The organism is Micromonospora sp. CNZ285 (assembly GCF_004637285.1).
In genome coordinates, this window is sequence record NZ_SPQD01000001.1 from 6,491,547 (window position 1) to 6,517,080 (window position 25,534).

Consider the following 25,534-nt stretch of genomic DNA (forward strand, 5'->3'; position numbering starts at 1 on the left):
GTCGTCGGCGAGTCGCCGAAAGGCCACCGTGGACGTCCCACGAATTGTCGTACCCGCGCGTAAGGTGATCTCATGCACGCTGTCCGTGATCATGAACGGGCGGTGGACACGCTGCGGCGCTCCTACGCCGCGGTGCCCGCCGGGGAACCCGTACGGCTGGCCAAGCAGACCTCGAACCTGTTCCGGCCCCGCTCCGCGCCGCGTACGCCCGGCCTGGACGTGAGCGGCCTGACCGGGGTGCTCACCGTGGACCCGGCGGCCCGCACCGCCGACGTGCAGGGCATGTGCACGTACGAGGATCTGGTCGACGCGACGCTGCCGCACGGCCTGATGCCGCTTGTCGTGCCGCAGTTGCGCACGATCACGCTGGGCGGGGCGGTGACCGGGCTGGGCATCGAGTCCACCTCCTTCCGCAACGGCCTGCCGCACGAGTCGGTGCGGGAGATGGACGTCCTCACCGGCGCGGGGGAGATCGTCACGACCCGGCCCCGGGGCGAGCACGCCGACCTGCACCGCGCCTTCCCGAACTCGCTGGGCAGCCTCGGCTACGCGACCCGGCTGCGCATCGAGCTGCAACCGGTCCGCCGGTACGTGTCGCTGCGCAACATCCGGTTCACCCGGCTGGAGGAACTGGTCGACGCGATCGGTGAGGTGGTCGCCAAGGGCGCCTGGGGCGGCGAGCCGGTCGACGCCATGGACGGGGTGGTGTTCAGCCCCGGCGAGGCTTATCTGGTGCTCGGCACGTTCACCGACGAGGCCGACGACGGCCCGTCCGACTACACCGGCCAGGAGATCTACTACCGCTCGCTGCGCCGGCGCACCCGGGACACGCTCACCGCGTACGCCTATCTCTGGCGCTGGGACACCGACTGGTTCTGGTGTTCGGCGGCGTTCGGGGTGCAGCACCCGGTGGTGCGGCGGCTGTGGCCGCGGCGCTACCGGCGCAGCGACGTCTACCACCGGATCGTGCGGCTGGAGCACCGGCACCAGGTGGCCGCCCGGGTCGACAGGTGGCGGGGCCGCCCGGCCCGGGAGCGGGTGGTGCAGGACGTGGAGGTTCCGCTGGACCGCACGCCCGAGTTCCTGCGCTGGTTCGCCGCGAACGTGGGCATGACCCCGGTCTGGTTGTGCCCGCTGCGGCTGCGGGAGCCGTCCGGTCCCGGGTCGGCGAAGGCGTGGCCGCTATATCCGCTCCGACCGGGCGAAACGTATGTGAACATCGGCTTCTGGGGAAGCGTGCCCATCGCGGCGGGCGCCGCGGACGGCGACGTCAACCGCCAGATCGAGCGCATGGTGTCGGAGGTGGGCGGCCACAAGTCGCTCTACTCCGACGCGTACTACGACCGGGGCGAGTTCGACCGCCTCTACGGCGGGGACACCTGGCGTGCCGTGAAGGACCGCTACGACCCGGACCACCGACTCACCGGACTGTACGAGAAGGCGGTATCCCGAGCATGAGTCTGACCGACCGAACACCGGGGGCGGCGAGCGCCCCGGCCGGCCCGCCGGCGGGCGGGCGGCGTACCGGACCCACAGTCGCGGACGTGGTCCGCGCGGTCACCACCGGCGGCCTGCCCGTCCGGGTCACCGGCTACGACGGCAGCGCGCTGGGCCCGGCCGACGCCGGGATCACCCTGGCGATCCGCACCGAGCGGGGCCTGTCCTACCTGCTCACCGCGCCGGGCGACCTGGGCATGGCCCGGGCCTACGTCAGCGGCGACCTGGGGCTGGAGGGCGTGCATCCGGGCGACCCGTACGAGGCGCTGCGGGTCATCAAGGACGAGGTGCCGCTGCGGCTCCCGGCGATGAGCGAGGCGCTCGCGCTGGTCCGAGGGCTGGGCTGGGAGCGGCTGCGCCCGCCGCCGCCCCCGCCGCAGGAGGCGGCCCCGCGCTGGCGGCGGCTGATGACCGGGCTGCGTCACTCGCGTACCCGGGACAGCAGCGCGATCTCGCACCACTACGACGTGTCGAACGCCTTCTACGAGAAGGTGCTCGGGCCGTCCATGACGTACACCTGCGCGGTGTACCGCAGCCCCGGCGACACGCTGGAGGAGGCGCAGCGGAACAAGTACGACCTGGTCGCCGGCAAGCTGGCGCTCAAGCCGGGGATGCGGCTGCTGGACGTCGGCTGCGGCTGGGGCGGCATGGTCCGGCACGCGGCCCGCGAGTACGGCGTCAAGGCGCTCGGTGTGACGCTGTCGAAGGCGCAGGCCGAGTGGGCGCAGGCGGCGATCGAACGGGAGGGGCTGAGCGAGCTGGCCGAGGTGCGCCACCTGGACTACCGGGACGCGCCGCGCGAGCAGTTCGACGCGATCTCCTCGATCGGGCTGACCGAGCACATCGGGGTGCGCAACTACCCGGCCTACTTCGGTGCGCTGCGTTCCCGGCTCAAGCCCGGCGGGCGGCTGCTCAACCACTGCATCACCCGCGCCGACAACCGGGCGCCGCACCGCTCCGGCGCGTTCATCGACAGGTACGTCTTCCCGGACGGTGAGCTGGCCGGTCCGGGCCGGCTGATCAGCGAGATCCACGACGCCGGGTTCGAGGTGCACCACGAGGAGAACCTGCGCCAGCACTATGCGCTGACGCTCGCCGGGTGGTGCCGCAACCTGGTCGAGCACTGGGACTTCTGCGTCGGCGAGGTCGGGCCGGGCACCGCGAAGGTGTGGGGCCTCTACATGGCCGGCTCCCGGCTGGCGTTCGAGCGCAACGGCATCCAGTTGCACCACGTGCTCGCCACGCACAACGGCCCGGACGGGGTGAACGGGTACCCGCTGCGTCCGGACTGGACGCCCTGACCGGTCGTACCGACGAAAGGCCGCGCGGACCGCGCGGCCTTTCGTCGAAGCCATTGACAAAGAAGTTTTGTACGTACAAACTGATTTTGCCATGAGAGACGTCCTGTACCTGGAACAGCGCGAGCAGGCCGAAGTCCTGCTCAAGCCGCAGCGCATCGAGGTGCTGCGGCAACTGGCCGAGCCCCGCACCTGCACCGAGGTCGCGGCCCGGCTGGAGCAGACGCCGCAGCGCGTCTACTACCACGTCAAGCAGCTCGTCGCGGCCGGGCTGGCCGAGCAGGTGGCGCAGCGGCAGGTGCGCGGCATCACCGAGGGCATCTACCAGGCCGTCGCCCGGTCGTACTGGCTGTCGCCCCGCCTGGTCGGCCGCATCGGCGGCACCCGCCGGGCCCGCGACGAGCTGAGCCTGGGCTACCTACTCGACCTCATGGAGGAGGTCCAGGCCGACATCGCCGCGCTCGACCGCACCGCCCCCGAACTCCCCTCCATCGGCGTCTCCGGCGAGATCCGGGTCCCTGCCGAACGGCGGCAGGAGTTCCTGCACGACCTGCAGACGACGCTGCAGGACCTGTTCACGCGTTACGGCGGCGCCGAGGGAGACGCCTTCAAGCTCGCCGTGGCCTGCTACCCGAAAGGCGACACGCATGACTGAGCCGATGACCATCCGCGCCCGCCTCGCCGCGCCGGTGGCGACCGTCCGCCGGGCCCTGACCGACCCCGCCGAGCTGCGCGTCTGGCTGGCCGAGCACGCCGAGGTCGAGCTTCCCCGGCGGTACGAGTTCTGGGGCCGCTACACGCCCGAGGGCGACGCGCCACACCAGCGGCTGCTGCACGTCGACGACCGGACGCTGCGCTTCGCGTGGACGCTCGACGGGGTCGAGACCACCACCGAGTTCGAGCTGGAGCCCGACGGCGACGCCACGATACTCACGCTGCGGCAGAGTCACTTCAGCTTCGAGGAGGCGATGAGCGGCAGCAGCATCCGCGGCGTGCTCCAGACGTACTGGTACCTGGCGCTCGCCAACCTCAACGACCACCTGGACGGCCGGCCGCTGCTGCCGCGGACCGACTTCACCTCCGCCGACCTGCGCGGCGAGCTGCTGATCGACGCGCCGATGGACAAGGTGTGGACGTCGCTCACCGACTCGGAGCAGGCGGGCGCCTGGTTCGGCTACCCGATCGGCATCGAGCCCTGGGAGGGCGGCCGGTACGCGATGGGCGGCTTCGACGCCGGTCAGGCCGCGAAGGTGTTCGACGTGACGCCGGGACGAGGGCTCTCCATCGACTGGGGACCGACCGGGGTGACCTCCTGGGAGCTGGACGAGTCCGAGGGCCGGACGAAGCTGACGTTCGTGCAGTCCGGCTTCGACGAGGGCAACCCGCCGTACGGCGCCTGGACCGGCATCGTCTCCGGTTTCGCCGAGCTGCGGCGCTTCCACGAGGTGCCGGACTGGAAGCCGATCTGGCTGACCGACGAGGTTCCCGCCTGACCTTCCGGTGACCCACCCGGGGCCTGCTTAACCCGGGCCCCGGGTGGGTAATGCCGGGCGATGTTCTTCATCTTCGGGCTGCGGACCAAGGTCGTCCGGTCCGGCGTCGTCACCGCTGTCTGCCGCAACTGCGGCAACCAGGCCGCCCAGGTGATCACCCGCCGGGTCACCAGGTTCAGCCTCTTCTTCATCCCGCTGATCCCGCTGCGCACCCGGTACGCGCAGCAGTGCACGTTCTGCGGCGCCGAGTACGACATCTCGCGGGCCGAGGCCGAGCGCCTCCCGGTCGGCTGACAGTGACCCGTTTCCTCTACTGGCTGATCGGCCGGCAGCCCGCCGCCCCGATCGCCCCGCCGGTGCACACCGCCGCCCGTCCACCCTGCACGCCCGGGCGCCGGCACCGCCGCCGGCGTCGCCGGGTCGCGGGCGCGCAGTCGCCACGTTCGCCCTGGAACCGTTCCGCCGGCCGCTGAGTCCCCGGGTGCGCACACCTATTCTGGGATCATGGGTGGCGTGGAGGAGCGGCTGGCGCAGATCCGGGGTGGTGGGCCGCCCCGGCGGCACAACGCCCGCACCATCGCCGCGCTGACCGGCAACCCCGGCTGCACCCGGCGGGCCGTGCTGGACAGCGCGGGCGCGGACAAGCCGGCGCTCGCCGAGCGGCTCGGCTTCCCGGCGAAGTTCGGCCAGTCCCGCTTCGCGATCACCCGGGGCAACGCGTTCGAGGCCCAGGTCAAGGCCGACGGCGGGGCGGAACTGCTGCGCCTGGTGGCGGAGCGGCTCGGCGTACCGGTCCCGGCCGATGCCACCTGGACCGACCTGGGTGCCGACGACGACCGGCCGGAACGGTCCCGGGCGGCGCTCACTGCGAGCGGCGACGGCCCGGCGCTGTTCGACCACCCGCTGCTCGGCCTGGACGTGGCGGGTACCCGGGTGCACCTGGAACCGGACCTGGTCGCCGCCCGGCTGGCCGGCCGGTTCCACGTCGTGGAGATCAAGTCGTTCCCGGTGATCGACGGGCAGGCCGACCCGGGCAAGGTCGCCGCCGCCGCGATCCAGTCCGCCGTCTACGTGCTGGCGCTGCGCGAACTGCTCGCCGCCGAGGGACGCGACCCGGAGCTGGTGTCGCACGAGGTGGTGCTGGTCTGCCCGCGCGACTTCGCCAACCAGCCGGTGGCCAGCCTGCTCGACGTGCGCCGGCAACTGCTGGTGCTGCGCCGCCAGCTGGCCCGGATGGCCCGGGTCGAGGAGCTGCTCGCCGCCGTACCGGCCGGGTTCACCGTCGACCCGGCGGCCGATCCGGCCACGCTCGCCGCCGCGCTGCACCAGGTGCCCGCCCGTTACGCGCCGGACTGCCTGGCCGCCTGCGAGCTGGCGTACTTCTGCCGGCACGAGGCGCGCGGCCGGACCGGCGCGCTGGGCCGGCCGGTCCGCGAGGCGCTGGGCGGCGTGGAGGACGTCGCCGACGTGCTGGCGCTCGCCGACGGCACGGCCGCGCCCGAGCCGGAGCAGGCGGAGGCCGCCGCGCTGCTGCGGGCCGCCGCGCGCCTGCGCGCCGACGCCCTCGAAGGACAAACCGCGTGAGTACGCTGCGCGCGCTCGCCCGGGTGCAGGCGGTCGCCACCGGGCGGGCCCAGCCGGTGGCCACCGTCCGCCACCTGCACCTGTCCGAGCGGCCGCTGGTGCTGGTGCCGCTTGCGCTCGCCGGTGAGGCGAACGCCCCGCTGGCCGCGATGGTCGGCGCCGCGCCCGACGAGGCCCGGCTGCTGGTGGTGCCGCAGCCGCGCAACCGGGACCAGCGGTTCGCGTTCGCCGCCGAGCTGGCCGGGATCGTGCTGCCGTACCTGGACGAGTTCCGCGACCTGACCGAGGCGGTGCCGGTGGACCGGGGCCGCGACGTCCGCCACCGGTACGTCGACGCGCCGCAACTGCTGGTGCCGAACCCGGCCGGGATCACGTTCCTGCGGCTGTTCGGCCGTTCCACCCGGTTCCGCCGTGCCGACGGCGACTATCCGGTGCACCAGTCGGTGCCGCTGCTCGGCCGCTGGCTGACGTTCTTCGCCGAGCGTGCCGAGCAGCCCGGCTCGTCGGCGCTGCTGGCGCTGACCGAGGCGTTGACGTTGCACTGGGCGACCGGGCAGAGCGTGGTGGAGGATCTGCATCTGCCGGCGGTGCTGGGCTGGCTGGACCCGCCGGCCGGGTCGACCGGCGCCGAGGCGGCGGCCCGTGCCGAGGACCCGAAGAACTGCCCGCCGGCCGGCCCGGCCACCGACCCGGACTTCGACAACCGCCGGCTCGCCCCGGCGATCGAGGCGTACACCCGGGCCGGGGACGACCCGGTGGCCCGCGCGGCCGCGTACGACGAGCTCGTCGGCCTGCTGCGCGACCAGCTCGCGCCCACCTGGGAGCTGATGTGGCGCGGCGTGGGGCTGCTGCGGACGCTGCCGGCCGGCGCGCGGGTGACCGGCCGGTGGGCCGGTGACCGGGACGCGTTCACCGCGCACGCCGAGCACGTCGACGCCGGGGGCGGCCCGCAGCCGAGGCGCGACGGCGCGGTGGCGGCGGCGCTGCGGTTGCAGCGGCTGGAACGGGCGTCGACAGCGTGGGCGGTGCAGCGCGCCTACGACGATCCGCTGGTGATGGCCGAGCACCGGCTCTCCGGTGAGGCGTTCGTCGGCGAGGTGACGCTCGCCGACCCGGCGCGGGTGGACGACTCCGGCAAGCGGCCGGTGCTGCGCCCGCGCATCCAGGTGGTCACCACCGAGCCGGTGCCGATGCCGGTGGGCGCGACGCTGTACTCCCCGGCCCGCCCGGGGCAGAAGGCGAAGGTCGTGTTCGTGACGCCCGGCGGCGACGGCAAGACCGAGGTGGTGCTGGAACTGTCCGGCGGGATGGGCCGAGGGCTCTCCGCGCCGCCGGGCAGCGTGCCCGAGGTGGGCGAGCGGATCTGCCTGACCAGCCTGTCCGACGGCTTCCTGCCGGGCGGCGCGTTCCCCGCGCCGGAGGAGACGCCGTGGACGCACGGCGGGCCGCCGGGCACGGCCGCCGCGCCGCCGGATCCGGCTCCGGCGGAGGACTGGTCCTGACCCGCGCGGGTCAGCCCAGGGCGGCGAGGGCCGTCCGCGCCTCGGCCGCCGTCGGCCGGTCCGGGTCCGCCGCCAGCAGCGCCTCCAGGCTCCGGCGGTACGCGACGTCGTGTGCCCCGTCGGCCGGGCTCGCCAGGTCCGGGGTGACGCCGCAGCCCTCCCAATTGGTGCCGCTCGCCGCGTGCACGGGCCGGGCCACCGGCACCGTCAGTTCCAGGTGCGGGTGCAGCCGGTGCCCGACGCGGGGGTGCGCGCCGCCCCGGGTGGGCTCACCGACCACTGTGGCCCGGCCGAACTGCTGAAGGTCGTACGCCAGTTCCTCGCCGCCGGAGAACGTCGCCGGACCGGTGAGCACGTGGACCGGCTTCTCCGGCGCGTAGCGGGGGACCGGCAGCCAGGCGGCGCTCCAGAACTGGCGGGTGACGCCGGAACGCTCGTGCATGGTGTGCAGGTGCGTCGGTTCGGCGAAGAACCAGCCGCAGAGCAGCGCCACCCCGTCCGGGCTGCCGCCCTCGGTGCCGCGCAGGTCGAGCAGGAGCGCGTCGGTGCCGGCGAGCAGCCGCAGCGCGGCGGTCAGCGCGTCGCCGGCGAGGTCGGGCGGGAACACGTACGGCTGGATCTCCAGCAGCCCGACGTTTCCCGGTAGCCGTTGCACCCGGGTCACGCCGCCCATGCCGAGCGCGGCGAGGCGCGCGAAGTGTTCCCCGGTCGGGTCGTCGGCCTCGTCGGACAGCGGCTGGTCGTGGTGCTTGAGCCGTAGGTGCAGGTCGCGGTTCGCCGACTGGAGGTCGGCGGTGACGAGCGCGCCGAGCGTGGCGGCGTCGCCCGCCTCGGCGTAGGCCCCGGCGCGCAGGCGCTCGCGCAGGTGGCCGGCGACCCGGTCGGCGACGTCGGGAAAGACGTACTCCTCGGCGACCAGGGCGGCGGCCCGCTCGACGATGCTCGTGATCTCGTTCGGATCCATCGATTCCCCGTTCTCGTGGTGGGGGAGAAGTAGAGCAGCCGGTTGACAAAAGCGTCAAGAGAACTAGACGCTTTCGCGGTGACCGACGATCCGCTGGAGATCCGCGACCCGGCCCAGTTCAAGGCGCTGGCCCACCCATTCCGGCACCGGCTGCTGTTCGCGCTCGGGGCCGGTCCCGCCACGCTCAGCCAGCTCGCCGCCCGGCTCCGCGCGGCCAAGGGCACTGTGGCCCACCACCTCGCCGTGCTGACCGAGGCCGGCATGGTCCGCCCGGCGCACAGCCGCCAGGTCCGGGGCGGCACCGAGCGCTACCACGAACGCACGTTCCGCCGCCTCGCCGGCGTCGACAGGGACGCGGGCGCCACCGCGGCGCTGCTGGGCGCGTTCGCCGAGGAGATGGCCGGCGACCCGGACCCGTTCGTGCACCTGCGCAACCTGCGGCTCACTCCGGACCAGGCCCGGCGCCTGCGGTCCACGCTGGACGAACTGGTCGGCGAGGCCGAGGAGGCGCCACCGGGGCAGGCGCGCTACGGCGTGCTGGTCTCCCTCTACCGGCACCCGCCTGCGGTCCGCTGACCGACAGTCGTCGACTCTGGCGGCAGTCCCCGGCGCTGGCTAGGCTTGCGCCGTCCGTCGTCCGGTCCTCGTCGTCGAGGGTGCACGTCTGGAAGAGAGCCGGAGCGCATCGTTGTATCCCAGCACGACGTGAGCCTCGCCGCCGCGGCGCCGGCCCGTCATCCGCTCGTCGGCCGTGTCGGACTTGTCGCGGCCGCTGTCGTCGTACTCGGCGAGATGGCCTGGCTGGCCGCCCGGCTGCCCGGCGCGGCGCTGGTGAGCGACGTCGGCGCGATGGCGGTGTCGAGCTGGGCGGCGGTGCTCTGCGCCGGCGCGGCGCGACGACAGCCGGCCGTGCTGCGCCGGTTCTGGGAACTGCTCGCCGCCACCATGGGCCTCGCCGCGCTCGGCCGTGCGGTGTGGACGATGGAACGCCTCGGTGGGCTCGGCCTGCCCCACACACCGCTGGTGGCGGGCCTGTTCGCCGCCGGCATCGTCACCGGCACCGCCGCGCTGCTCTGCTCCCGCACCGGCCCGCGCAGCGTGATCGGCCGGGCCCGCACCCTGCTCGACGGGGTGATCGTCGGGCTGGCCCTGATCCCGATCGGCTGGGTGGTGGTGTTCCACCGGATCACCGACGCCGAGCTGGCTGACCCCATGCGGACGTTCGGTCTGCTCTACCCGATGTTCGACCTGATGCAGCTCACCATCCTGGTGGCGGTCGCCGGTCCGGGCCGGCCGATGTGGCGGGCACTCACCGTGATCGGGGCGGGCCTGGCGATCCGGTCCGGCGCGGACGCCGTCTATGTCTCCCTGGTCGCGCGCGGCGACTACACGCCGGGTCACCCGGTCGACGTCTGCTGGCCGCTGAGCTACCTGCTGGTCGGCCTGGCCACCCGCTATCCACCGCCGTCCGACGAGGACGGCGAGGACGACCTGGTCGACTCGCCGTTGCCGCCCTGGTGGCGGGTCGCGTTGCCGTACCTGCCGGTGGGCGGAGCCATCGTCGCGGTCCTGCTGTCCCGGCAGCCCAGCGGACAGACCCCGCAGGTGGTCTTCGTCGGCATGATGGGCCTGCTCGGGGTGCTGGCGCTGCGCCAGGGGCTGGCCGCGAACGAGAACCTCCGGCTGGTCGGCCGGCTGCGCCGGCTCGCGTACTCCGACCAGCTCACCGGCCTGCCCAACCGGCTGACGTTCGTCCGGCGGCTGCGGCGGGCGTTGCGCGCCGGCGGCCCGGTCGCCGTGGTGCTGCTCGACCTGGACGGCTTCAAGCAGGTGAACGACAGGTTCGGGCACGCCGCCGGGGACCGGCTGCTCACCACCACCGCGGAACGCATGCGTGACGCGGTCGGCCCGGACGGGATGATCGCCCGGCTCGGCGGTGACGAGTTCGCCGTGCTGGTCGCCGGGGAACGTCAGGTGTCCCCCGAGCGGCTCGCGGTCCGGCTGCTGGCCGCGCTGGAACCGCTGCCGGGCGAGGAGGACCTCGGCGTCCACCCGTCGGCGAGCATCGGCATCGCCGAGTACGGGCCGCAGCACACCTCGCACACCGACCTGCTCCGCGACGCCGACATCGCCATGTACGCGGCGAAGGCGGCCGGCAAGGCCGCGTACCGCACGTGCACGCCGGAGCTGCGCGAGTCGGCGGTCAGCCGGGCCGAACTGATCGCCGACCTGCGCCGCGCGGTGGACGAGGGTCAGCTGCTGATGGAGTTCCAGCCCATCGTCGACCTGGACACCGGCACGGTACGCAGCGCCGAGGCGCTGGTGCGCTGGCGGCACCCCCGGCTGGGCGTGCTGACCCCGGCGCGGTTCCTGCCGCTGGCCGAGGAGACCGGGCTGATCGTCGCCATCGACAGGTGGGTCATCCACGAGGCGTGCCGGGCCGCGGCGACCTGGCGCGAGCATGCGCCGGACGTGACTGTGGCGGTGAACATCGCCGCCGCCCACCTGTGCCGGCCGGACCTGATCGCCACCGTCACCGGCGCGGTCGGCGCGGCCGGTCTGCCGCCCCGAGCGCTCACCCTGGAACTGACCGAGTCGGCGCTGATCGAGGGCAGCCAGTCGGTGCTCGACCGGCTGTCCCAGCTACGTGACCTCGGCATCCGCATCGCCATCGACGACTTCGGCACCGGGTACTCCTCGCTGAGCTATCTGCACCGCATCCCGGCCACCGAGTTGAAGATCGACAGGTCGTTCGTGTCCCGGCTGGACGCCGGTGACGCCCGCGCGTACGCCACTGTCGAGATGGTGAACCGGCTGGCCGGCGCGTTCGACCTGGCGGTGGTCGCCGAGGGGGTGGAGACGGTCGCGCAGCACGCGGCGGTCACCGCGATCGGCTGCCGGCAGGGCCAGGGATGGCGGTACGGCCGCCCGGCCGCCCTGCCCGACCTGCTCCCCGCGTTGTCCGGAGCCGGTGCCGAGCGCTGACCGGCCCGGGTGTACGGGGGCCGAAGGTCCTGGGCGGGACAGGGGATTCGACCCTGCTCCGGGAGGTTCGGTTACCGTCAGGATGATTTTCGTCAACACAGACGGAACACATCCTCCACATGGGAGTCTGATATGAAGCGACGGACGCTCGATCTGCTGTTCAGCATCGGTGGGCTGGGCCTGGCGGTCCTGCTGCTCGTCGTCGGCGTCGTCCTCACGACGAACGCCAACTTCGCCAACGACTACGTACGCGACCAGCTCGGCGCGCAGCACATCACCTTCACCCCGGCGGACAAGCTGTCCGACGAGGAGAAGAAGTCGGACTGCCTGCGCGAGTACGCCGGCCAGAAGATGACCACCGGCAAGCAGGCCGAGTGCTACGCCAACGATTACATCGGCCTGCACCTGAAGTCCATGGCCGGCGGCAAGACCTACGCCGACCTGGGTGAGCCGCAGAGCGCGCTGCGCGAGCAGGTGGCCCAGGCCGAGCAGAGCAACGCCGCCAACCTGGCCGACCTGCAGAAGCAGCTCGCCGAGGTGAGCGCGCAGCGGGAGACCGTGTTCAAGGGTGAGACGCTGCGCGGCCTGCTGCTCACCTCGTACGGCTTCAGCGAGTTCGGCCGCAAGGCCGAGCAGGGCGCCCTGGCCATGTACCTCGGCGCGGGCCTGCTCCTGCTGCTCTCGATCGCCGGCCTGGTGCACGCCTTCCGCACCCCGAAGAACGCGACCTTCGCCGCTCCCGAGAAGGAGAAGGTCACCAACTGACCGCACCGACTCCGCCCCCGGCCGATCCTGGTCGGGGGCGTCGTGTTTTCCGGCTTGACCCTCACGTAGCGGAAGGCGGGAGTCTTGGCCGCGGAAGGGAGGGAACCATGTCGTACACGGTGGGACAGGTGGCGCGGGCGGCACGGGTGACGGTCCGGACGCTGCACCACTACGACGAGATCGGGCTGCTGCGGCCCAGCGGGCGTACGCCGGCGGGCTACCGCCGCTACGACGAGGCCGACCTGGACCGGTTGCAGCTCATCCGCTACTACCGCGAGCTGGGGTTCCCGCTGGAGGAGATCGCCGCGATCCTGGACGACCCGGACGCCGACCCGGTGGCGCACCTGCGCCGGCAGCACGAGCTGCTGTCCGGGCGGATCGGGAAGCTCCAGGAGATGGTCGCGGCGATCGAACACGCGATGGAGGCGAGGACGTTGGGGATCCAGTTGACGCCGGAGGAGCGGTTCGAGGTGTTCGGTGACTTCGACCCGGACGAGCACGCCGAGGAGGCGGAGCAGCGCTGGGGTGGCACCGAGGCGTACCGGCAGTCGCAGGAGCGCGCGGGCCGCTACTCGAAGGAGGACTGGCTGCGCAACAAGGCGGAGAACGAGGACTGGGGGCGGCGGTTCGCCGCGCTGATGGACTCGGGCGCGCCCGCTGACGGGCTGGAGGCGATGGCGCTGGCCGAGGAGCACCGGCAGCTCATCACCAAGTGGTGGTACGACTGCTCGTACGAGATCCACACCGGCCTGGCCGACATGTACGTAGCGGATCCGCGGTTCACCGCGTACTTCGAGACGCTGCGGCCCGGGATGGCCGCGTACCTGAACGAGGCGATCCACGCCAACGCGATCACCCGGTCCTGACCGGGGGCGGGTGGCAGGATGGCCGGCATGCTCATCGTCGCCGGCACCCTCTACGTCGATCCGGCCCGGCGGGACGCCTACCTGGCGTCCTGCGAGGCCGCCGTCCGCGCGGCCCGGGACGCACCCGGCTGCGTCGACTTCGCGGTCAGCGCCGACCTGGTCGAGCCGGGCCGGATCAACGTCTACGAGCGGTGGGAGTCCGACGAGCAGTTGCTGGCGTTCCGGGGCTCCGGCCCGGAGGCCGAGCAGGTGACGGAGATCCTCGGCGCCGAGGTGCACAAGTTCCGCATCTCCGGCGTCGAGGCTCCCTGACCCGTGGCTAGATGAAGACGTCGAGCAGCAGGACGCCGAGGAAGCCGACCACCGAGATGATGGTCTCCATCACCGACCAGCTCTTGATGGTCTGCCCGACGGTCAACCCGAAGTACTCCTTCACCAGCCAGAAGCCGGCGTCGTTGACGTGGGAGAAGAACAGCGACCCGCAGCCGATGGCCAGCGCCAGCAACGCCACCTCGGGGCCCTGGAGCGTGGCGGCCAGCGGCGCGACGATGCCGGCGGCGGTGATCGTGGCGACCGTGGCCGAGCCGGTGGCGACCCGGATGCCGACCGCTACCAGCCAGCCGAGCAGCAGCGGGGAGAGGTTCGCGCCCTCGGCGGCGTTCGCGACCAGGTCGCCCACGCCGGCGTCGACGAGCACCTGCTTGAAGCCGCCGCCGGCGGCGACGATCAGCAGGATGCCGGCGATCGGCGGCAGCGAGCCGCCGAGGAACCCGGAGACCTGGCTACGGCTGAAGCCGGACCGGTAGCCCAGGAAGATCATGGCGAAGATGACGCCGGCGAGCAGGGCGATGATCGGGGTGCCGACGATGTCCAGCGCCTTGCGGCCGGCGGTGCCCTCGTCGAGCGTCAGCTCACCGATCGCACGCAGCAGCATCAGCGCCACCGGCAGCAGCACCGTGACCACCGCCGCCCAGAGCGCCGGGGACCGGCGGGAGCGCCGCCCGGCCGGTTCGTCGATCGCGCCACCGGGCCGTCCGGTGCCCGGGTTGACCAGGTCGTCCTCGGTGACCAGGTCACCGTCGGCGTCGAGTCGGCCGTCGCCGGGCCGGGTCGGGCTGCGGTCGTCGGCGACGTCGCGCCGGGTCGGCAGCAGCGCGGCGGGGGCGGTGGCCGGCACGTACCGGGCGATGAAGTTGCCGAAGACCGGACCGGCGATGATCACCGTGGGGATCGCCACCAGCAGGCCCAGGGCGAGCGTCTGACCGAGGTTGGCGCCGAGCGCGTCGATCGCCACCAGCGGGCCGGGGTGCGGCGGCACCAGGCCGTGCAGCACCGACAGGCCGGCGAGCGCGGGAATGCCGATCTTGATCAGCGGCACGTTCACCCGCAGCGAGACGAGCAGCACGATCGGCACCAGCAGCACCACGCCGACCTCGAAGAACAGCGGCAGGCCGATGAGCGCGGCCACACCGGCCATCGCCCAGGGCAGCGCGGTTCCGGAGACCCGGCCGACCACCCGTTCCACGATGCCGTCCGCCCCGCCGGACTCGGCCAGCAGGCCGCCGATCATGGCGCCGAGCGCGATCAGCAGGCCCACGCCGCCGACCGTGGAGCCGACGCCGCCGCTGAACGACGTGACGATCTTGTCGACGGGTACGGCGGCGACCACGCCGAGGACCGCCGCGCCGAGGATCAGCGCGAGGAACGGGTGCACCTTGCCCCACGCGATGAGCAGCACCACCGCGGCGATGCCCAGCAGGGCCGCGAGGACGAGTTGGGTGTCACCGGCGTTCGTGAGCGGTTCCGCGGGTGCGGCGAGCAGTGTGACCACGGCTATCACGCCCTTCGGTCGGTCAGCGGGGTGGTGCGGTGGGTGGTGGTTCCGGCGGCAGGCTCGGTGCCATCCGCCGCAGGGACGCGAACGTGGGTACGAGTGCGTCGTACAGCTCGGAGAAGAGGGGGAGCAGCGCCGCGTACGTGGCGGCGGAGGCGGGATCCGGGCGGACCGTCTCCTCGATCCGGACCAGGTCGGCGGCGACCTCGATCGATTCGATGAGGCCGAGCGCCTGCATGCCGAGCAGCGCCGCGCCGAAGCCGGACCCCTCGTGCCCGGCGGGGAACCGCACCGGCATGCCGAGCGCGTCGGCGAGGATCTGCCGCCACAGCGCGCTGCGGGCGAAGCCGCCGCTGGCGCGGACCTCGCGTACCTCGTTCCCGGCGGCCCGGACCGAGGCGAGGACCAGGGCGAGCTGCTGGCAGACGCCCTCCAGCGCGGCCCGGACCAGGTGCGGCCGGCCGTGGCCGTGGGTCAGTCCGACGTACGCGCCGCGCGGCAGCGCGCTCCAGTGCGGCGCCCGCTCGCTGAGCAGGTACGGCAGCATGATCAGCCCGCCGGAGCCGACCGGCGCCGTGGCGGCCAGGTCGAGCAGTTCCTCCTCGGCGTGCTCGCCCAGCTCGGGGGCGAGCGCGTCGTTCGCCCACTGGAGGACGATGCCGCCGTTGTTGATGGCGCCGCCGACCACCCAGCGGTCCTCGGTGAGCGCGTAGCAGAACACGCCGCCGAGCGGGTCCACGCCGGGGCGTTCCACCATCACCCGCATCGCGCCGCTGGTGCCGATCGAGCAGGCCACCACGCCGGGGCGGACCGCGCCGAGGCCCAGGTTCGCCAGTGGCCCGTCCCCGGCGCCCACCACGAGCGGGGTGTCCGCCGGCAGCCCGGTGGCCCGCGCCGCCTCCGGGGTGAGCCCGGGCAGCACGTGGGTGGTGGGTACGAGCTGGGGAAGCTGCTCCTCGGTGATGCCGGCGATACGGAGCGCCTCGGTGTCCCAGGCCAGCCGGTGGATGTCCATCAGGCCGGTGGCGGAGGCGACCGAGTGGTCGGTGACGAGCGCGTCGGCGAGCCGCCGCAGCACCAGATCCTTGATGCCGACCCAGTGCGCGACCCGCTCGTGCAGCTTCGGTTCCTGCTCGGCGAACCACACCAGCTTGGGCAGCGGCGCCATCGGGTGCACCGGGGTGCCGGTGCGCCGGTGCAGGGCGAGCCCGGACGGCGCGGCCCGCAGGCGTTCGGCCTGCGCGCTGGCACGGGAGTCGGCCCAGGTGATCGACGGGGTCAGCGGGGTGCCGTCGGCGTCCAGCCCGATCAGGCTGTGCATGGCGGTGCTGAACGACAGGCCGGCCACCGGTATGCGCAGCTCGTCCACGACCGCGCGGATCACGCCGAGCACGGCTTCGTGGATGAGGTCCGGATCCTGTTCGGCCCAGCCCGGGTTCGGCTCCTCCAGCGGGTAGCCGATCGAGTGGCTGGCCAGTTGCCGGCCGGTGGTGTCGAACGCGACGGCCTTGGAGCTGGTGGTGCCGATGTCCACACCCACCACCACGGCCGGGTCGCCCACCGGTGCACCTCCTCGCCGCCCGGGGGCCGCGCGCCGCCCCGCCGTTGCGGCTGACGTTACCGACGTGTCCACGCGCGCGCATGACGAAGCGGGCCCGCCGGGAGCCGGTGCCACGGAACGTGAATCGATGCGAGAGTTTCCGCCGATTGTGTAGGTCAATCAGCCGATCGGTCTAATTGGCGACTTTCGCGTGTCTTGGTACCCATCTCGCGTCGTTGACATGAATGACACCCCGATTGGTGGGCTCGCGCGGCGGAGGAGTCGGCGTGGCGAAGACTGATTCGACGGGTTCCACATGGCGCTACCGGTGGGCGCACCGGCAGAACGAGCGTCGGCAGCGGACCTTCCGCGCCGCGGACGAGGCGTGGCGACGCCGCGACGACGAGCTGCGCCGCCTGCGTACGCTCGCGGTGTCCTTTCACGGGTCGGCCCAGGCGGGCGTCGGCCTGCCGATGGAGCTGGCCCCCGGCGAGGTGGTCTTCTGGACGCTCCCGGCCGCGCAACTGGTCGAGGTCCGGCACACCGCCGTGCTGCCCGCCCCCGAACTGACAGTCGACCCCGACCCGCCCGTGCTGCGCCCGCGCCGCCCCGAGGGCGTCAAGGTGGTCGACGCCGGGCTCGCCGTGCTCACCAACCGGCGCCTCGTGCTGCTCGGCGGGCGTGGTCGGCGCGACTGGGCGTACGGCCGGATGACCGGCCTGTCCCACGACCCCGGCGCGCCGGTCACCCTGATCCAGGTGCTGGACCGGCGGCGTACCTCCGGGTTGCTGCTGCCCACCGGCGCGGCGGCCGACTTCCGGTTCACGCTCACGCTGGCGTTCGCCGACGCGATCGAGCAGCGCGCCGCAGTCGTGGCCGAGCTGGACGAGCTGATCGCGGAGCACATCGCGGCGCGGCCCGAACGTCCCGCCGTGCTCACCCCCGCCCAGGCCCGCGTCACCGCGCTGGTGCCCGGCGGCCGGCGGACCGTGGCGGTCGGCGCGGCGCTCGCGCTGATCGTGCCGGCGATGCTCATCGAGTCCAACCCGCCCACCCGGGCCGGCTCGGAACGCGCCGCCGCCGCGACCCCGGCGGCCACCGGCACCCCCGCCCCACCGCCGCACGTCGCGCCCGCCGTCCAGGTCCGGCCCAGCACGAGCCCCGAGCCGTCCCGCGGCCGTCCCGCGCCGCCGCGCGGCACGCCGCAGCCACCGGTCGAGCGCCGCTGCGGCGCCCCGGCGAACCCCTTCGGGTACGACTTCTGCGGCGGCCAGCGCATCCGCCGGCCGGCTGCCGGGGTGTGCGACTGGTTCGAGTGCGTACCCGGGTTCTGGTCCGATCGGGGCTGGCTGGTGCAGTGCCGCGATGGCGCGGTCAGCCGCACCGGCGGCCAGCGTGACGTGTGCGCCGGCCACAAGGGGTTCCGCCGGACCGTCTGGCGGTGACGCCGGTCAGGCCACCGGGCGGGGCGTGACGCGCAGCGGCAGCAGCCCGGCCAGCACCAGCGCGGCGCCGACGGGCAGCAGGTTCAGGTTCACCGCGATCGCCAGGAACCCGGCGAGCACCAGCACCGGCGCCCACACCGGCAGCAGCCGGGCCGCCGCCGCCCGGTACAGCAGCACCAGCAGGCCCAGCTCGAACAGCAGCGGTCCGCCGTACAGCACCAGGCCGGGCGTGGGCACCGCGTCGGCGAAGCGCGGGAACAGGTCACCGAGGATCACCCAGACGAAGGCGGCGGCGCCGACCAGGCCGGCCGGCGCGGCCACGTCGTCGAGCGTCCGCCACCGCGACGAGCGGGTACGCAGCAGGCCGTGCAGCCCGACGATCAGCGCGGCGAAACCGAGCACGCCGAGCAGGAACAGGGTGTGCCCGGTGTTCCAGGCCCAGGCGCCCTTGTCGCTGTGCCCGTCCAGGCGGTCGAGCAGGCGCAGCAGGCCGTAGCCGAGCAGCAGCGCCGCCGACGCCACGGCGACCGGGCGTAACCACTGATACGTGGGACGTGTGCGGGAATCGAGGAGGCTCATCGCCTCAGCGTCCCGGGCGCCAGTGCCCGGGACATCGGGGAGCGAGCCCGAACCTGCCCCGGATCAATCCGCTCGCCTCCCGTAGGGGTGCCCGGATACCGTCCGGCCGTGTCCCGCACCGTCTCGCTGGTCCTGCTCGACGCCGCCGACCACCCGCTCGGCGCGTTGCCGCCGTTCGACGTGCCGGAGCCGTGGTGGCAGGAGGTCGGCTCGATCGTGGACACGGTCCGGCGGCGCCACGGGCTGGAGGTCGTCGTGCTGCGGCTGCTCGACGCCGACCGTCCCGCGCCTCCCGGCGGCCACGTCCGCTACCTGGCGCAGGTGGTCGACGCGCCCGCCGTACCCCTGGAACCGGCGACCGTGGACCTCGCGCCGCACCCGCTGCGCCAGCCGTGGGCGGACGCCGGCGGCCCGGCCCGCAGCGTCGCCTGGGCGACCGCCGAGCTGCGCCGGCTCGGCCGCCGGGTCACGGCGGTGGCGCAGCAGCGCACCTGGAACCTCTCCGCCATCTGGCGCCTGGACACCGACCAGGGCCCGGCGTGGCTGAAGCAGCTCCCGTCCTTCGCCCGCCACGAGCCCGAGGTCCTCCGCCGGCTCCCCTCGGTGGCCGGTCTTCCCTGTGACGCGGATTCCGTGATCGACGTGCCGGTGGTGCTCGCCGCCGACGGGGAAGGGCGGATGCTGCTGGACGACGTACCTGGAGAGGACCGGTACGGGGCCGGGGAGGGGGAGCGGGCCGCCATCGCGGCCGGGCATCACCTGGTGCAGCGGCGGGCGTGCGGCACTCTCGGCGAGCTGGTCGCGGCGGGGGTGCCCGACCTGCGCGGGGCGCGGCTGGCGGACTGGATCCGGGAACGGCTCGCCGGGCACGACGTGTCGGCCGCACGCGGCCTGCTCGACGGGCTCGACCGGCGGTTGCGGCAGGTCCGCGACTGCGGCCTGCCGGACACGCTCGTGCACGGCGACCTGCACCCCGGCAACGTCCGCGGCGACGCCGGGCGCCGGACCGTGATCGACTGGGCGGACTCGTTCGCCGGCCACCCCGCGTTCGACATCCTGCGCCTCACCGAGGACGTCGACGTGGACGCCGCCGCCCGGCTGGTCGACGCGTGGGCGCGGCGGTGGCGGACCGACGTGCCCGGCAGCGACCCGCACCGGGCCGTCGACCTGCTCCGGCCGGTCGCGCCGCTGCGGCTGGCCGCCGTGTACGCGATGTTCCTCGCCGCGATCGAGCCGGGCGAGCATCCGTATCACGTGCACGACGTGCCGGCCGCGCTGGCGCGAGCGGCGACGCTCTAGACGCGGCGCACCGGGATCCACAGCTCCGCGTCGGCGGTGCCACCGTCCTCGGCGACCCGCACCCGCGAGATCTCCGGCCCCGGGCGGGTCTCGTACGGGTTGGACGGGAACCACGACGTGAACACGGCCCGCCACAGGTGCTGCACCGCCACCGGGAACGCCCCGGAACTGGAGAACACCGCCCAGTCGCCGGCCTCCACCGCCAGGCTGCGCAGGTCGTCCGGTACGTCCGCGCCGGTGACCGCCGCGTACCAGTAGTCCAGCTCCGCGCCCTCGTCGCGGGCACCGGCCAGCTCGGCGCTGACGTTGACGATCCCGTGCGGCTCCTGGTCGGACAGCGCCTCGATGCGGCGGACGGTGGCCGGGTCGATGCCCCTGACGAACGCCACGATGTGCGGGTTCATCCCCTCGTGGACGAGCGGCACCCGGGCCGTCAGCCCGGCGAGCCGGAAGGCGTCCTTGGTCACGATCCGGTAGTCCATGCTGGTGTTCCCTTCGACGACGAGCCGGAAGGACATCCGGGGCTGGGACCGCAGCACCGCACCGGCCTGCCGGGCCTGCGTCGGCCCGACGCCGTGCACGGCCCGGAACGCGCGGGCGAACGCCTCGTTCGAGCCGTACCCCCAGCGGACCGCCACGTCGAGCAGCGACTCCCGGCCGGCGAGCACGTCGGCGCCCGCCAGCGTCATCCGGCGGCGGCGCACGTACTCCGACAGCGGCAGCCCGGCCAGCGCCGAGAACAGCCGGCCGAAGTGGTGCTCCGACACGCCGGCGATCCGGGCCAACTCGGCCACGTCGAGCGGCTGGTCGAGCCGCTGTTCGAGGTGGTCCAGCGCGGCGTTGAGCCGATCCAGCACCCGTTCTTCCCTCCTGGTGACGCCTTCGACGCTAGGTTCCCCGCCGGCCGCCGACCCGATCACACCGGACCCGGTCCGGTCGCCTCATCGACACTGGCGAGCGTGTCGCATCATGGCGTGGTGATCTTCCGGAGGCGACACCACAAGAAGAAGAACCGGGGCTGCGACTGCGACGTGCCCACCTGTGACGGGCCGGGCTGCTGCGACCTGGGCCTCTTCTCGATGCTGCTCACCCTCGGTTCGGTGACCGCGGGCGTCGTCCGGCGGCCTGCCGTGGATCGCGCCGGCCGGGCCGCCATCCTCGGCTACCGGCGCTGGCTGTCGCACCGCTGGCCGGGTACCTGTCGCTACACGCCCACGTGCAGCGCGTACGGGCTCGCCGCGGTGGAGCGGTACGGGCTGGCGGCGGGCGGTCGGATGGCCGCCGACCGGGTCCGCCGATGCCGTCCCGACGTGCCGCACGGCACCCACGACCCGCTGCGCTGACGCCGCTCCGCGCCGCGCGGACGTGCCGGCGCCACCTCGGGGAAGTGGCGGTGTTCCGGTGTGCCGGATGCCGCCACTCCGGCGACCCGGTGTCGATCAACGTGGCGGTCACCCGACCGACGTGGGGCCGCCGAAGACGACGGGTACGCCGGGGGAGTAGAGCACGCTCACCGGCGGGCCGTCCGGTGCGGGCAGGCCGGCGACGGTGACCAGTTCGTCGTCCAGGTGCAGCAGTTCGGCGCGGTGCAGCGGCCACTGTGGATGCCAGTTCGGCAGATGTCGGGTGCTGCCGTACGCGCGGGTGTGCAGGCCCCAGCGGGCGGTGAGGAAGTGTTCCAGCGGCGTCGGCTCGGGGATGGGCGCGCCGACGCGTACCGTCATCCGGCTCGTCGCGCCGGCCGGACCGGGCCAGCGCCGTCGGCACCGGTAGGTGAGCGTGTCACCGGATCGGTCCAGCCGCATCGCCGACCACTTGTACGGCAGGCGCAGGCTCACCTGGGCCACCAGCACCGGCACCAGCCGGGACGCGTCGAGCGAGCGGAACACGACAGCGCGCCGCCCCGAGCCGTCGACCGAGTAGAGCCGGACGTTCGTCTCCCAGAACGTGCCGAAGTAGGGCACACCCGGGCCACGGCCGAGCCCCAGCCCGACCATCCGGAAACCGATCAGCCCCACGTAGGTGAGCCCGTCGAGCGTGTCCGGCCGGGTGCCGGCGGGCAGCAGTGGCGCCACCCGTTCCGGCGGGACCGCCCAGTGCAGGAACGCGAGATCCTGCCAGCGCTGGGCCAGCCAGGCAGGGCGGATGGCGCGTACCGGAGCGTGCTCGACCGGCTCGATCTCCACCTGCCCATCCTGCCTCCCGGACGCGCCGGGAGTCACTCCGGGCGGTGGCAGACCGCCTCGACGTTGTTGCCGTCCGGGTCGCGGACGAACGCGCCGTAGTAGCCGGCGTGGTATTCCGGCCACTCCTTCGGCTCGTGCAGCACCTCAGCGCCCGCTGCCACCGCCGCGTCGCGGAACGCCCGCACCGTCGCGCGGTCGGCGGCGGTGAACGCGATGTGCACCGGCACCGGCGTCGCGCCGGACGGCGCGGGCTCCACCCAGAAGTCGGGCGCGTCGACGCCGTAGCCGATCGGGCCGGGCTCCATCAGCCGCCGCGCGCCCAGCGGGGCGAGCACCGTGTCGTAGAAGGCGCCGCTGGCCGCCAGGTCGCGTACCGCTACGGAGAAGTGGTCGAGCACGTCGCCTCCCTGCGATCGTCGTTGACCGCGCCAGGCTACGAGCCCTCTACGACACTTCCGCCGGACGCCGCGCCGTCGGACCGGCCTGCGTCGTCGGCGAGAACGGCTCGCCGCCGCCGGGCCGTGTCCGCGACGGTCAGCAGGCCGGGCGCCGCGCCGAGCAGCCAGATCACGCCGACCGGCCAGTGGATCACCTCGCCCACCGCGCCCCGGATCTCCGGCACGTCACCCACCACGTAGGACGCCTCCGGGTCGGTCGTGCGGCAGTCGAGCGTCCACGTACCGGGTGTCGGCACCCGCACGGTCGCCACCCAGGAGTAGGCGGCGGCGTCGGTGCCGTAGTCGCCCGGCGGAACGGAGACCGGCTCGGCCGTACGGACCTCCGAGCCGCCGCCGGTCACGCGGCAGTCCGGGTCCGCCGGGGAGAAACCCAGCGCGAAGATCGCGTACGCCCCGGCGGCCGGTGCCGTGAACCGGCTCGCCGACGTCACGTAAGGGCCGACGCCGCCGTACTCATGAGGGGGGTGCCCGATCGTGCTGTCCTCGGCGCCGAGCCGTACCGCGGACTGCGCCACCAGCGCGCCGAACACGACGGCGAGCCCGCCGATCAGATAGCCGCGCCGCGACGCCGGGCGGGCCCGGCGGGGCAGGCGCCCGCCGGCGGCGTACCCGATCAGCGCTCCGGCCACCGCGAGCGCCGCACCGCCGAGCAGAGCCCGCCCCCAGCGGGCCTCGCCGGTCAGCGGCACGACCCACCGGAAGAACGCGAGCGACACCGCGAGAAGCGCCGTCGTGACCAGCGTGGACACGGCGACGGCGGCGGCGGGGCGCCGCGGTTGCCGGGCCGCGAGCACGGCGGCGAGCAGCGGCGACGCGAGCACCGGCCACCACAGCGCGGTGGATACCGGCTGCTCCTCCTCCCACCTGTGCGTCCACTCGTAGACGACCAGTGGGGCGGGCACCGTCGCCGCCAACCAGGCCGTCAGCACTCCGGGACCGGGCAGCCTCGCACTCATCAGTCGATCCTCGGCCACCCGGATCATCGACGAAAGTCCGCAAGCCGTCCGAAAGGGATTGCTCACACAGCGTAGGATCGCGTGCGACACAGCCGAACACACGGGGGAAACGATGTTCGAGCGCCTGGGCAGATTCGTCGTGGGCAAGGCCTGGTGGGTGATCGGCGGCTGGGTCGTCGCCGCGATCGCGATCATCGCCGCCAGTCCTTCGCTGAGCGACATCACCTCCGCGGACCAGGAGAGCTTCCTGCCGCGTTCCTACGAGTCGGTGCAGGCCACCGAGCTGGCCGCGAAGTCGTTCCCGCAGGCCGCCACCGCCACCGCCACCGTCGTGGTCAAGCGCAGCGACGGCAAGCCGCTGACCCCGGCCGACGAGGCGCGCGTGGGGCAGCTCGCCACCGCGCTCAAGGCCCGGAACATCCCGCAGACATCCGGCTACCTGACCGGCCCGCAGGCCGTCGCGCCGGACAAGTCGGTGCAGGTGGTCACCGTCGGTCTCGACGCCGACAGCCCCGACGACCCGGGCCTGCTCGACGCGGTACGCGACCTGCGCGCCGCCCTCGGGCCGGACCTGGCCGGCAGCGGCCTGACCGCAGGGGTGGCCGGCGACGTGGCGAGCTTCGTCGACAACGAGGACACGTTCAACGAGGCGTTCGCGGTCGTCGGCGTCGCCACCATCGTCCTCATCATCGGGCTGATCCTGATCATCTTCCGCAGCCCGATCGCCGCGCTGCTGCCGGTCGTGGTCATCAGCGTCGTCATGTCCGTCACCACCGGGCTGGTCGCCGCCGCCGGCAAGGCGTTCGACCTCAACGTCAGCCAGGACCTCCAGACCATCCTGCTGATCGTGCTGTTCGGCATCGGCACCGACTACATCCTGTTCCTGCTGTTCCGCTACCGGGAGCGACTGCGCGCCGGCGACGACAAGCGCACCGCGATGGTTGTCTCGGTGCAGCGGGTCGGCGAGGTCATCACCTCCGCCGCCGGTGCGGTCATCGTGGCGTTCCTGGTGCTGCTGCTCGCCTCACTCGGCTTCTTCGGGTCGCTCGGCCCGGCGCTCGCGATCGCCGTCGGCGTCATGCTCGTCACCTCGCTGACCCTGATCCCGGCGCTCGTGTCGCTGCTCGGCCGGTGGGTGTTCTGGCCGTCGAAGGCGTGGCAGCGTCAGCCCAAGGCCACCCTGTCCCGGCGGCTCGGCGCCGTTGTGGGCCGCCGCCCGGCGATCGTGGCAGCGGCCTCCGGGGCACTGCTCGTGGCGCTCGCCGCCGGGGTGCTCGGCTACAAGGCCGACTACGACTTCGGCGCCGGCTTCCCGCAGGACACCGAGTCGGCGCGGGCCGCCCAGGACCTCCAGCGCGGGTTCGCCGCCGGGGCGCTCGCGCCCACCGAGGTCTACCTGACCACCGGCAACGGCACCCCGCTCACCGAGCAGCAGGTGAACGACTTCGCCGCCGCGTCGGCACGGGCACCCGGCGTCGGGCAGGCGCAGCCGCCGGAGCGCAGCGCCAGCGACCCGAGCGTCGCCCGGATCAACCTGCTGCTCGACGAGAACCCGATGTCCAACGAGGCGATCACGCTCGTGCGCGACGACCTGCGGGAGGCCGTGCACGAGGCGGCCCCGCCGGGCACCAGGGCACTCGTCGGCGGCACCACGGCGATCTTCGCGGACATCAACTCGGCGAACAACAGGGACCTGTCGGTGATCCTGCCGGTCGCCGCCCTCCTGATCGCGATCATCCTGGCGTTGCTGCTGCGCAGCCTCGTCGCGCCGGTCTACCTGGTGATCGCGGTGCTGCTCAACTTCGCCGCCACGCTCGGCGCCACCGTCTACGTGTTCCAGGGGCTCCAGGGCAACCCGGGCGTGACGTTCCAGCTGCCGATCATCCTCTACCTGTTCGTGGTGGCGATCGGCACCGACTACAACATCCTGATGATCGCCCGACTACGGGAGGAGGCGCGCGAGGGCCACGAACCGCACCAGGCCGCCGCGATCGGGGTGGAACACGCCGGCCCGACAGTCGCCGCGGCCGGGCTGATCCTGGCCGGCACGTTCGGGGTGCTGATGCTCGCGCCGATCTCGTTCCTCCAGCAGATGGGCTTCGCGGTGGCGATCGGGATCGTGCTGTCCGCGTTCGTCATGTCGATGTTCTTCGTACCGGCGCTGACCGGGCTGATCGGCCACAAGGCGTGGTGGCCGGGACACGGCGACGAACGACGTAACGGCGGCGGCCGGCACGCGGCCCCGGAACCGGCGGACGCGGCGTCGACCTGACGGTGACCCGC

The 25,534-nt window shown here is 73.5% G+C and carries 24 protein-coding genes; 16 read left to right on the forward strand and 8 right to left on the reverse strand.

The genetic code is table 11. The features are described from left to right. Positions 1-72: 72 nt before the first annotated feature. From CLT75_RS30110 to CLT75_RS30140, 7 genes are all read left to right on the forward strand, one after another. Positions 73-1,458 (forward strand): FAD-binding oxidoreductase, encoded by a 1,386-nt coding sequence (locus CLT75_RS30110; RefSeq protein WP_135243487.1) that lies wholly within the window; start codon positions 73-75, stop codon positions 1,456-1,458. Further along, on the forward strand, positions 1,455-2,798 hold the full coding sequence (locus CLT75_RS30115) for a class I SAM-dependent methyltransferase (RefSeq protein ID WP_135243488.1): 1,344 nt from the start codon (positions 1,455-1,457) through the stop codon (positions 2,796-2,798). Before CLT75_RS30110 ends, CLT75_RS30115 begins: the two co-directional genes overlap by 4 nt. Positions 2,799-2,889: 91 nt before the next feature. Then, positions 2,890-3,450 carry a winged helix-turn-helix domain-containing protein gene (locus CLT75_RS30120; RefSeq protein ID WP_013284257.1) on the forward strand — a complete coding sequence of 187 codons (561 nt, stop codon included), beginning with the start codon at positions 2,890-2,892 and terminating at the stop codon, positions 3,448-3,450. Next, the gene (locus tag CLT75_RS30125) at positions 3,443-4,288 is read left to right on the forward strand and encodes an SRPBCC family protein (RefSeq protein ID WP_135243489.1); all 846 of its coding nucleotides are present in this window, start codon (positions 3,443-3,445) and stop codon (positions 4,286-4,288) included. The genes CLT75_RS30120 and CLT75_RS30125 overlap by 8 nt, the downstream gene beginning before the upstream one ends. 60 nt (positions 4,289-4,348) lie before the next feature. Beyond that, a complete protein-coding gene (locus CLT75_RS30130; protein ID WP_135243490.1) occupies positions 4,349-4,582 on the forward strand; it encodes a zinc-ribbon domain-containing protein in 234 nt (77 codons plus the stop codon). Between the two features lie 210 nt (positions 4,583-4,792). Continuing rightward, a complete protein-coding gene (locus tag CLT75_RS30135; RefSeq protein WP_486485297.1) occupies positions 4,793-5,872 on the forward strand; it encodes a hypothetical protein in 1,080 nt (359 codons plus the stop codon). Continuing rightward, a complete protein-coding gene (locus tag CLT75_RS30140; protein WP_135243491.1) occupies positions 5,869-7,374 on the forward strand; it encodes a hypothetical protein in 1,506 nt (501 codons plus the stop codon). Before CLT75_RS30135 ends, CLT75_RS30140 begins: the two co-directional genes overlap by 4 nt. A 10-nt stretch (positions 7,375-7,384) precedes the next feature. Here CLT75_RS30140 and CLT75_RS30145 read toward each other — a convergent pair whose 3' ends face one another. Continuing rightward, entirely contained in the window at positions 7,385-8,338 is a 954-nt protein-coding gene (locus CLT75_RS30145) for a S41 family peptidase (protein ID WP_135243492.1), read from the reverse strand. 78 nt (positions 8,339-8,416) lie between these two features. On the opposite strand from CLT75_RS30145, the gene CLT75_RS30150 reads away from it, so the two are divergent. The 5 genes from CLT75_RS30150 to CLT75_RS30170 all read left to right on the forward strand — a co-directional run bounded on the left by CLT75_RS30150 (position 8,417) and on the right by CLT75_RS30170 (position 13,266). Further along, a complete protein-coding gene (locus CLT75_RS30150) occupies positions 8,417-8,914 on the forward strand; it encodes a helix-turn-helix domain-containing protein (protein WP_135243493.1) in 498 nt (165 codons plus the stop codon). 129 nt (positions 8,915-9,043) lie between these two features. Further along, positions 9,044-11,323, forward strand: a complete 2,280-nt coding sequence (locus CLT75_RS30155; protein ID WP_486485298.1) for a putative bifunctional diguanylate cyclase/phosphodiesterase — start codon at positions 9,044-9,046, stop codon at positions 11,321-11,323. Positions 11,324-11,455: 132 nt separating this feature from the next. Further along, on the forward strand, positions 11,456-12,088 hold the full coding sequence (locus CLT75_RS30160; protein WP_135243494.1) for a hypothetical protein: 633 nt from the start codon (positions 11,456-11,458) through the stop codon (positions 12,086-12,088). Between the two features lie 107 nt (positions 12,089-12,195). Beyond that, positions 12,196-12,954, forward strand: coding sequence for a MerR family transcriptional regulator (locus CLT75_RS30165; protein WP_135243495.1), 759 nt, complete (start codon positions 12,196-12,198; stop codon positions 12,952-12,954). 27 nt (positions 12,955-12,981) lie between these two features. Then, complete coding sequence (locus CLT75_RS30170) at positions 12,982-13,266, forward strand: putative quinol monooxygenase (protein WP_013474158.1); 285 nt, start codon at positions 12,982-12,984, stop codon at positions 13,264-13,266. 7 nt (positions 13,267-13,273) lie between these two features. Here the strand turns inward: CLT75_RS30170 and CLT75_RS30175 are convergent, their stop codons facing one another. Then, positions 13,274-14,785 carry a GntT/GntP/DsdX family permease gene (locus tag CLT75_RS30175; RefSeq protein WP_135243496.1) on the reverse strand — a complete coding sequence of 504 codons (1,512 nt, stop codon included), beginning with the start codon at positions 14,783-14,785 and terminating at the stop codon, positions 13,274-13,276. A gap of 22 nt (positions 14,786-14,807) precedes the next feature. Then, positions 14,808-16,349 (reverse strand): gluconokinase, encoded by a 1,542-nt coding sequence (locus CLT75_RS30180; RefSeq protein WP_135243497.1) that lies wholly within the window; start codon positions 16,347-16,349, stop codon positions 14,808-14,810. A 266-nt stretch (positions 16,350-16,615) separates the two neighbouring features. Here CLT75_RS30180 and CLT75_RS30185 point away from each other — a divergent pair, with 266 nt between their 5' ends. Further along, positions 16,616-17,773 carry a hypothetical protein gene (locus CLT75_RS30185; RefSeq protein ID WP_135243498.1) on the forward strand — a complete coding sequence of 386 codons (1,158 nt, stop codon included), beginning with the start codon at positions 16,616-16,618 and terminating at the stop codon, positions 17,771-17,773. Between the two features lie 6 nt (positions 17,774-17,779). Here CLT75_RS30185 and CLT75_RS30190 read toward each other — a convergent pair whose 3' ends face one another. Next, a complete protein-coding gene (locus CLT75_RS30190; RefSeq protein WP_135243499.1) occupies positions 17,780-18,352 on the reverse strand; it encodes a hypothetical protein in 573 nt (190 codons plus the stop codon). Positions 18,353-18,460: 108 nt separating this feature from the next. On the opposite strand from CLT75_RS30190, the gene CLT75_RS30195 reads away from it, so the two are divergent. Further along, entirely contained in the window at positions 18,461-19,651 is a 1,191-nt protein-coding gene (locus CLT75_RS30195; RefSeq protein ID WP_135243500.1) for an aminoglycoside phosphotransferase family protein, read from the forward strand. Here the strand turns inward: CLT75_RS30195 and CLT75_RS30200 are convergent. Next, on the reverse strand, positions 19,648-20,508 hold the full coding sequence (locus CLT75_RS30200) for an AraC family transcriptional regulator (RefSeq protein WP_135243501.1): 861 nt from the start codon (positions 20,506-20,508) through the stop codon (positions 19,648-19,650). The genes CLT75_RS30195 and CLT75_RS30200 overlap by 4 nt on opposite strands. A gap of 102 nt (positions 20,509-20,610) precedes the next feature. Between CLT75_RS30200 and yidD the strand changes: the two genes are divergently transcribed. Further along, on the forward strand, positions 20,611-20,994 hold the full coding sequence (gene yidD / locus CLT75_RS30205; protein WP_486485299.1) for a membrane protein insertion efficiency factor YidD: 384 nt from the start codon (positions 20,611-20,613) through the stop codon (positions 20,992-20,994). A gap of 108 nt (positions 20,995-21,102) precedes the next feature. Here yidD and CLT75_RS30210 read toward each other — a convergent pair whose 3' ends face one another. The 3 genes from CLT75_RS30210 to CLT75_RS30220 are packed head-to-tail and all read right to left on the reverse strand — an operon-like array spanning position 21,103 to position 23,251. Further along, on the reverse strand, positions 21,103-21,837 hold the full coding sequence (locus tag CLT75_RS30210) for a YqjF family protein (RefSeq protein ID WP_135243502.1): 735 nt from the start codon (positions 21,835-21,837) through the stop codon (positions 21,103-21,105). Positions 21,838-21,869: 32 nt separating this feature from the next. Continuing rightward, complete coding sequence (locus CLT75_RS30215; protein WP_135243503.1) at positions 21,870-22,235, reverse strand: VOC family protein; 366 nt, start codon at positions 22,233-22,235, stop codon at positions 21,870-21,872. A 35-nt stretch (positions 22,236-22,270) separates the two neighbouring features. Then, positions 22,271-23,251 carry a hypothetical protein gene (locus CLT75_RS30220; protein ID WP_486485300.1) on the reverse strand — a complete coding sequence of 327 codons (981 nt, stop codon included), beginning with the start codon at positions 23,249-23,251 and terminating at the stop codon, positions 22,271-22,273. A gap of 112 nt (positions 23,252-23,363) precedes the next feature. Here CLT75_RS30220 and CLT75_RS30225 point away from each other — a divergent pair, with 112 nt between their 5' ends. Next, positions 23,364-25,523 carry an MMPL family transporter gene (locus CLT75_RS30225; RefSeq protein WP_135243504.1) on the forward strand — a complete coding sequence of 720 codons (2,160 nt, stop codon included), beginning with the start codon at positions 23,364-23,366 and terminating at the stop codon, positions 25,521-25,523. The last annotated feature ends 11 nt before the right edge of the window (positions 25,524-25,534 follow it).

Coding starts and splice junctions, on each gene's coding strand:
- CLT75_RS30110 (WP_135243487.1), top strand. CDS start 73: ATGCACGCTGTCCGTGATCATGAACGGGCGGTGGACACGCTGCGGCGC.
- CLT75_RS30145 (WP_135243492.1), bottom strand. CDS start 8,338: ATGGATCCGAACGAGATCACGAGCATCGTCGAGCGGGCCGCCGCCCTG.
- CLT75_RS30190 (WP_135243499.1), bottom strand. CDS start 18,352: ATGAGCCTCCTCGATTCCCGCACACGTCCCACGTATCAGTGGTTACGC.
- CLT75_RS30130 (WP_135243490.1), top strand. CDS start 4,349: ATGTTCTTCATCTTCGGGCTGCGGACCAAGGTCGTCCGGTCCGGCGTC.
- CLT75_RS30165 (WP_135243495.1), top strand. CDS start 12,196: ATGTCGTACACGGTGGGACAGGTGGCGCGGGCGGCACGGGTGACGGTC.
- CLT75_RS30220 (WP_486485300.1), bottom strand. CDS start 23,251: ATGAGTGCGAGGCTGCCCGGTCCCGGAGTGCTGACGGCCTGGTTGGCG.
- CLT75_RS30170 (WP_013474158.1), top strand. CDS start 12,982: ATGCTCATCGTCGCCGGCACCCTCTACGTCGATCCGGCCCGGCGGGAC.
- CLT75_RS30135 (WP_486485297.1), top strand. CDS start 4,793: ATGGGTGGCGTGGAGGAGCGGCTGGCGCAGATCCGGGGTGGTGGGCCG.
- CLT75_RS30225 (WP_135243504.1), top strand. CDS start 23,364: ATGTTCGAGCGCCTGGGCAGATTCGTCGTGGGCAAGGCCTGGTGGGTG.
- CLT75_RS30125 (WP_135243489.1), top strand. CDS start 3,443: ATGACTGAGCCGATGACCATCCGCGCCCGCCTCGCCGCGCCGGTGGCG.
- CLT75_RS30115 (WP_135243488.1), top strand. CDS start 1,455: ATGAGTCTGACCGACCGAACACCGGGGGCGGCGAGCGCCCCGGCCGGC.
- CLT75_RS30160 (WP_135243494.1), top strand. CDS start 11,456: ATGAAGCGACGGACGCTCGATCTGCTGTTCAGCATCGGTGGGCTGGGC.
- CLT75_RS30120 (WP_013284257.1), top strand. CDS start 2,890: ATGAGAGACGTCCTGTACCTGGAACAGCGCGAGCAGGCCGAAGTCCTG.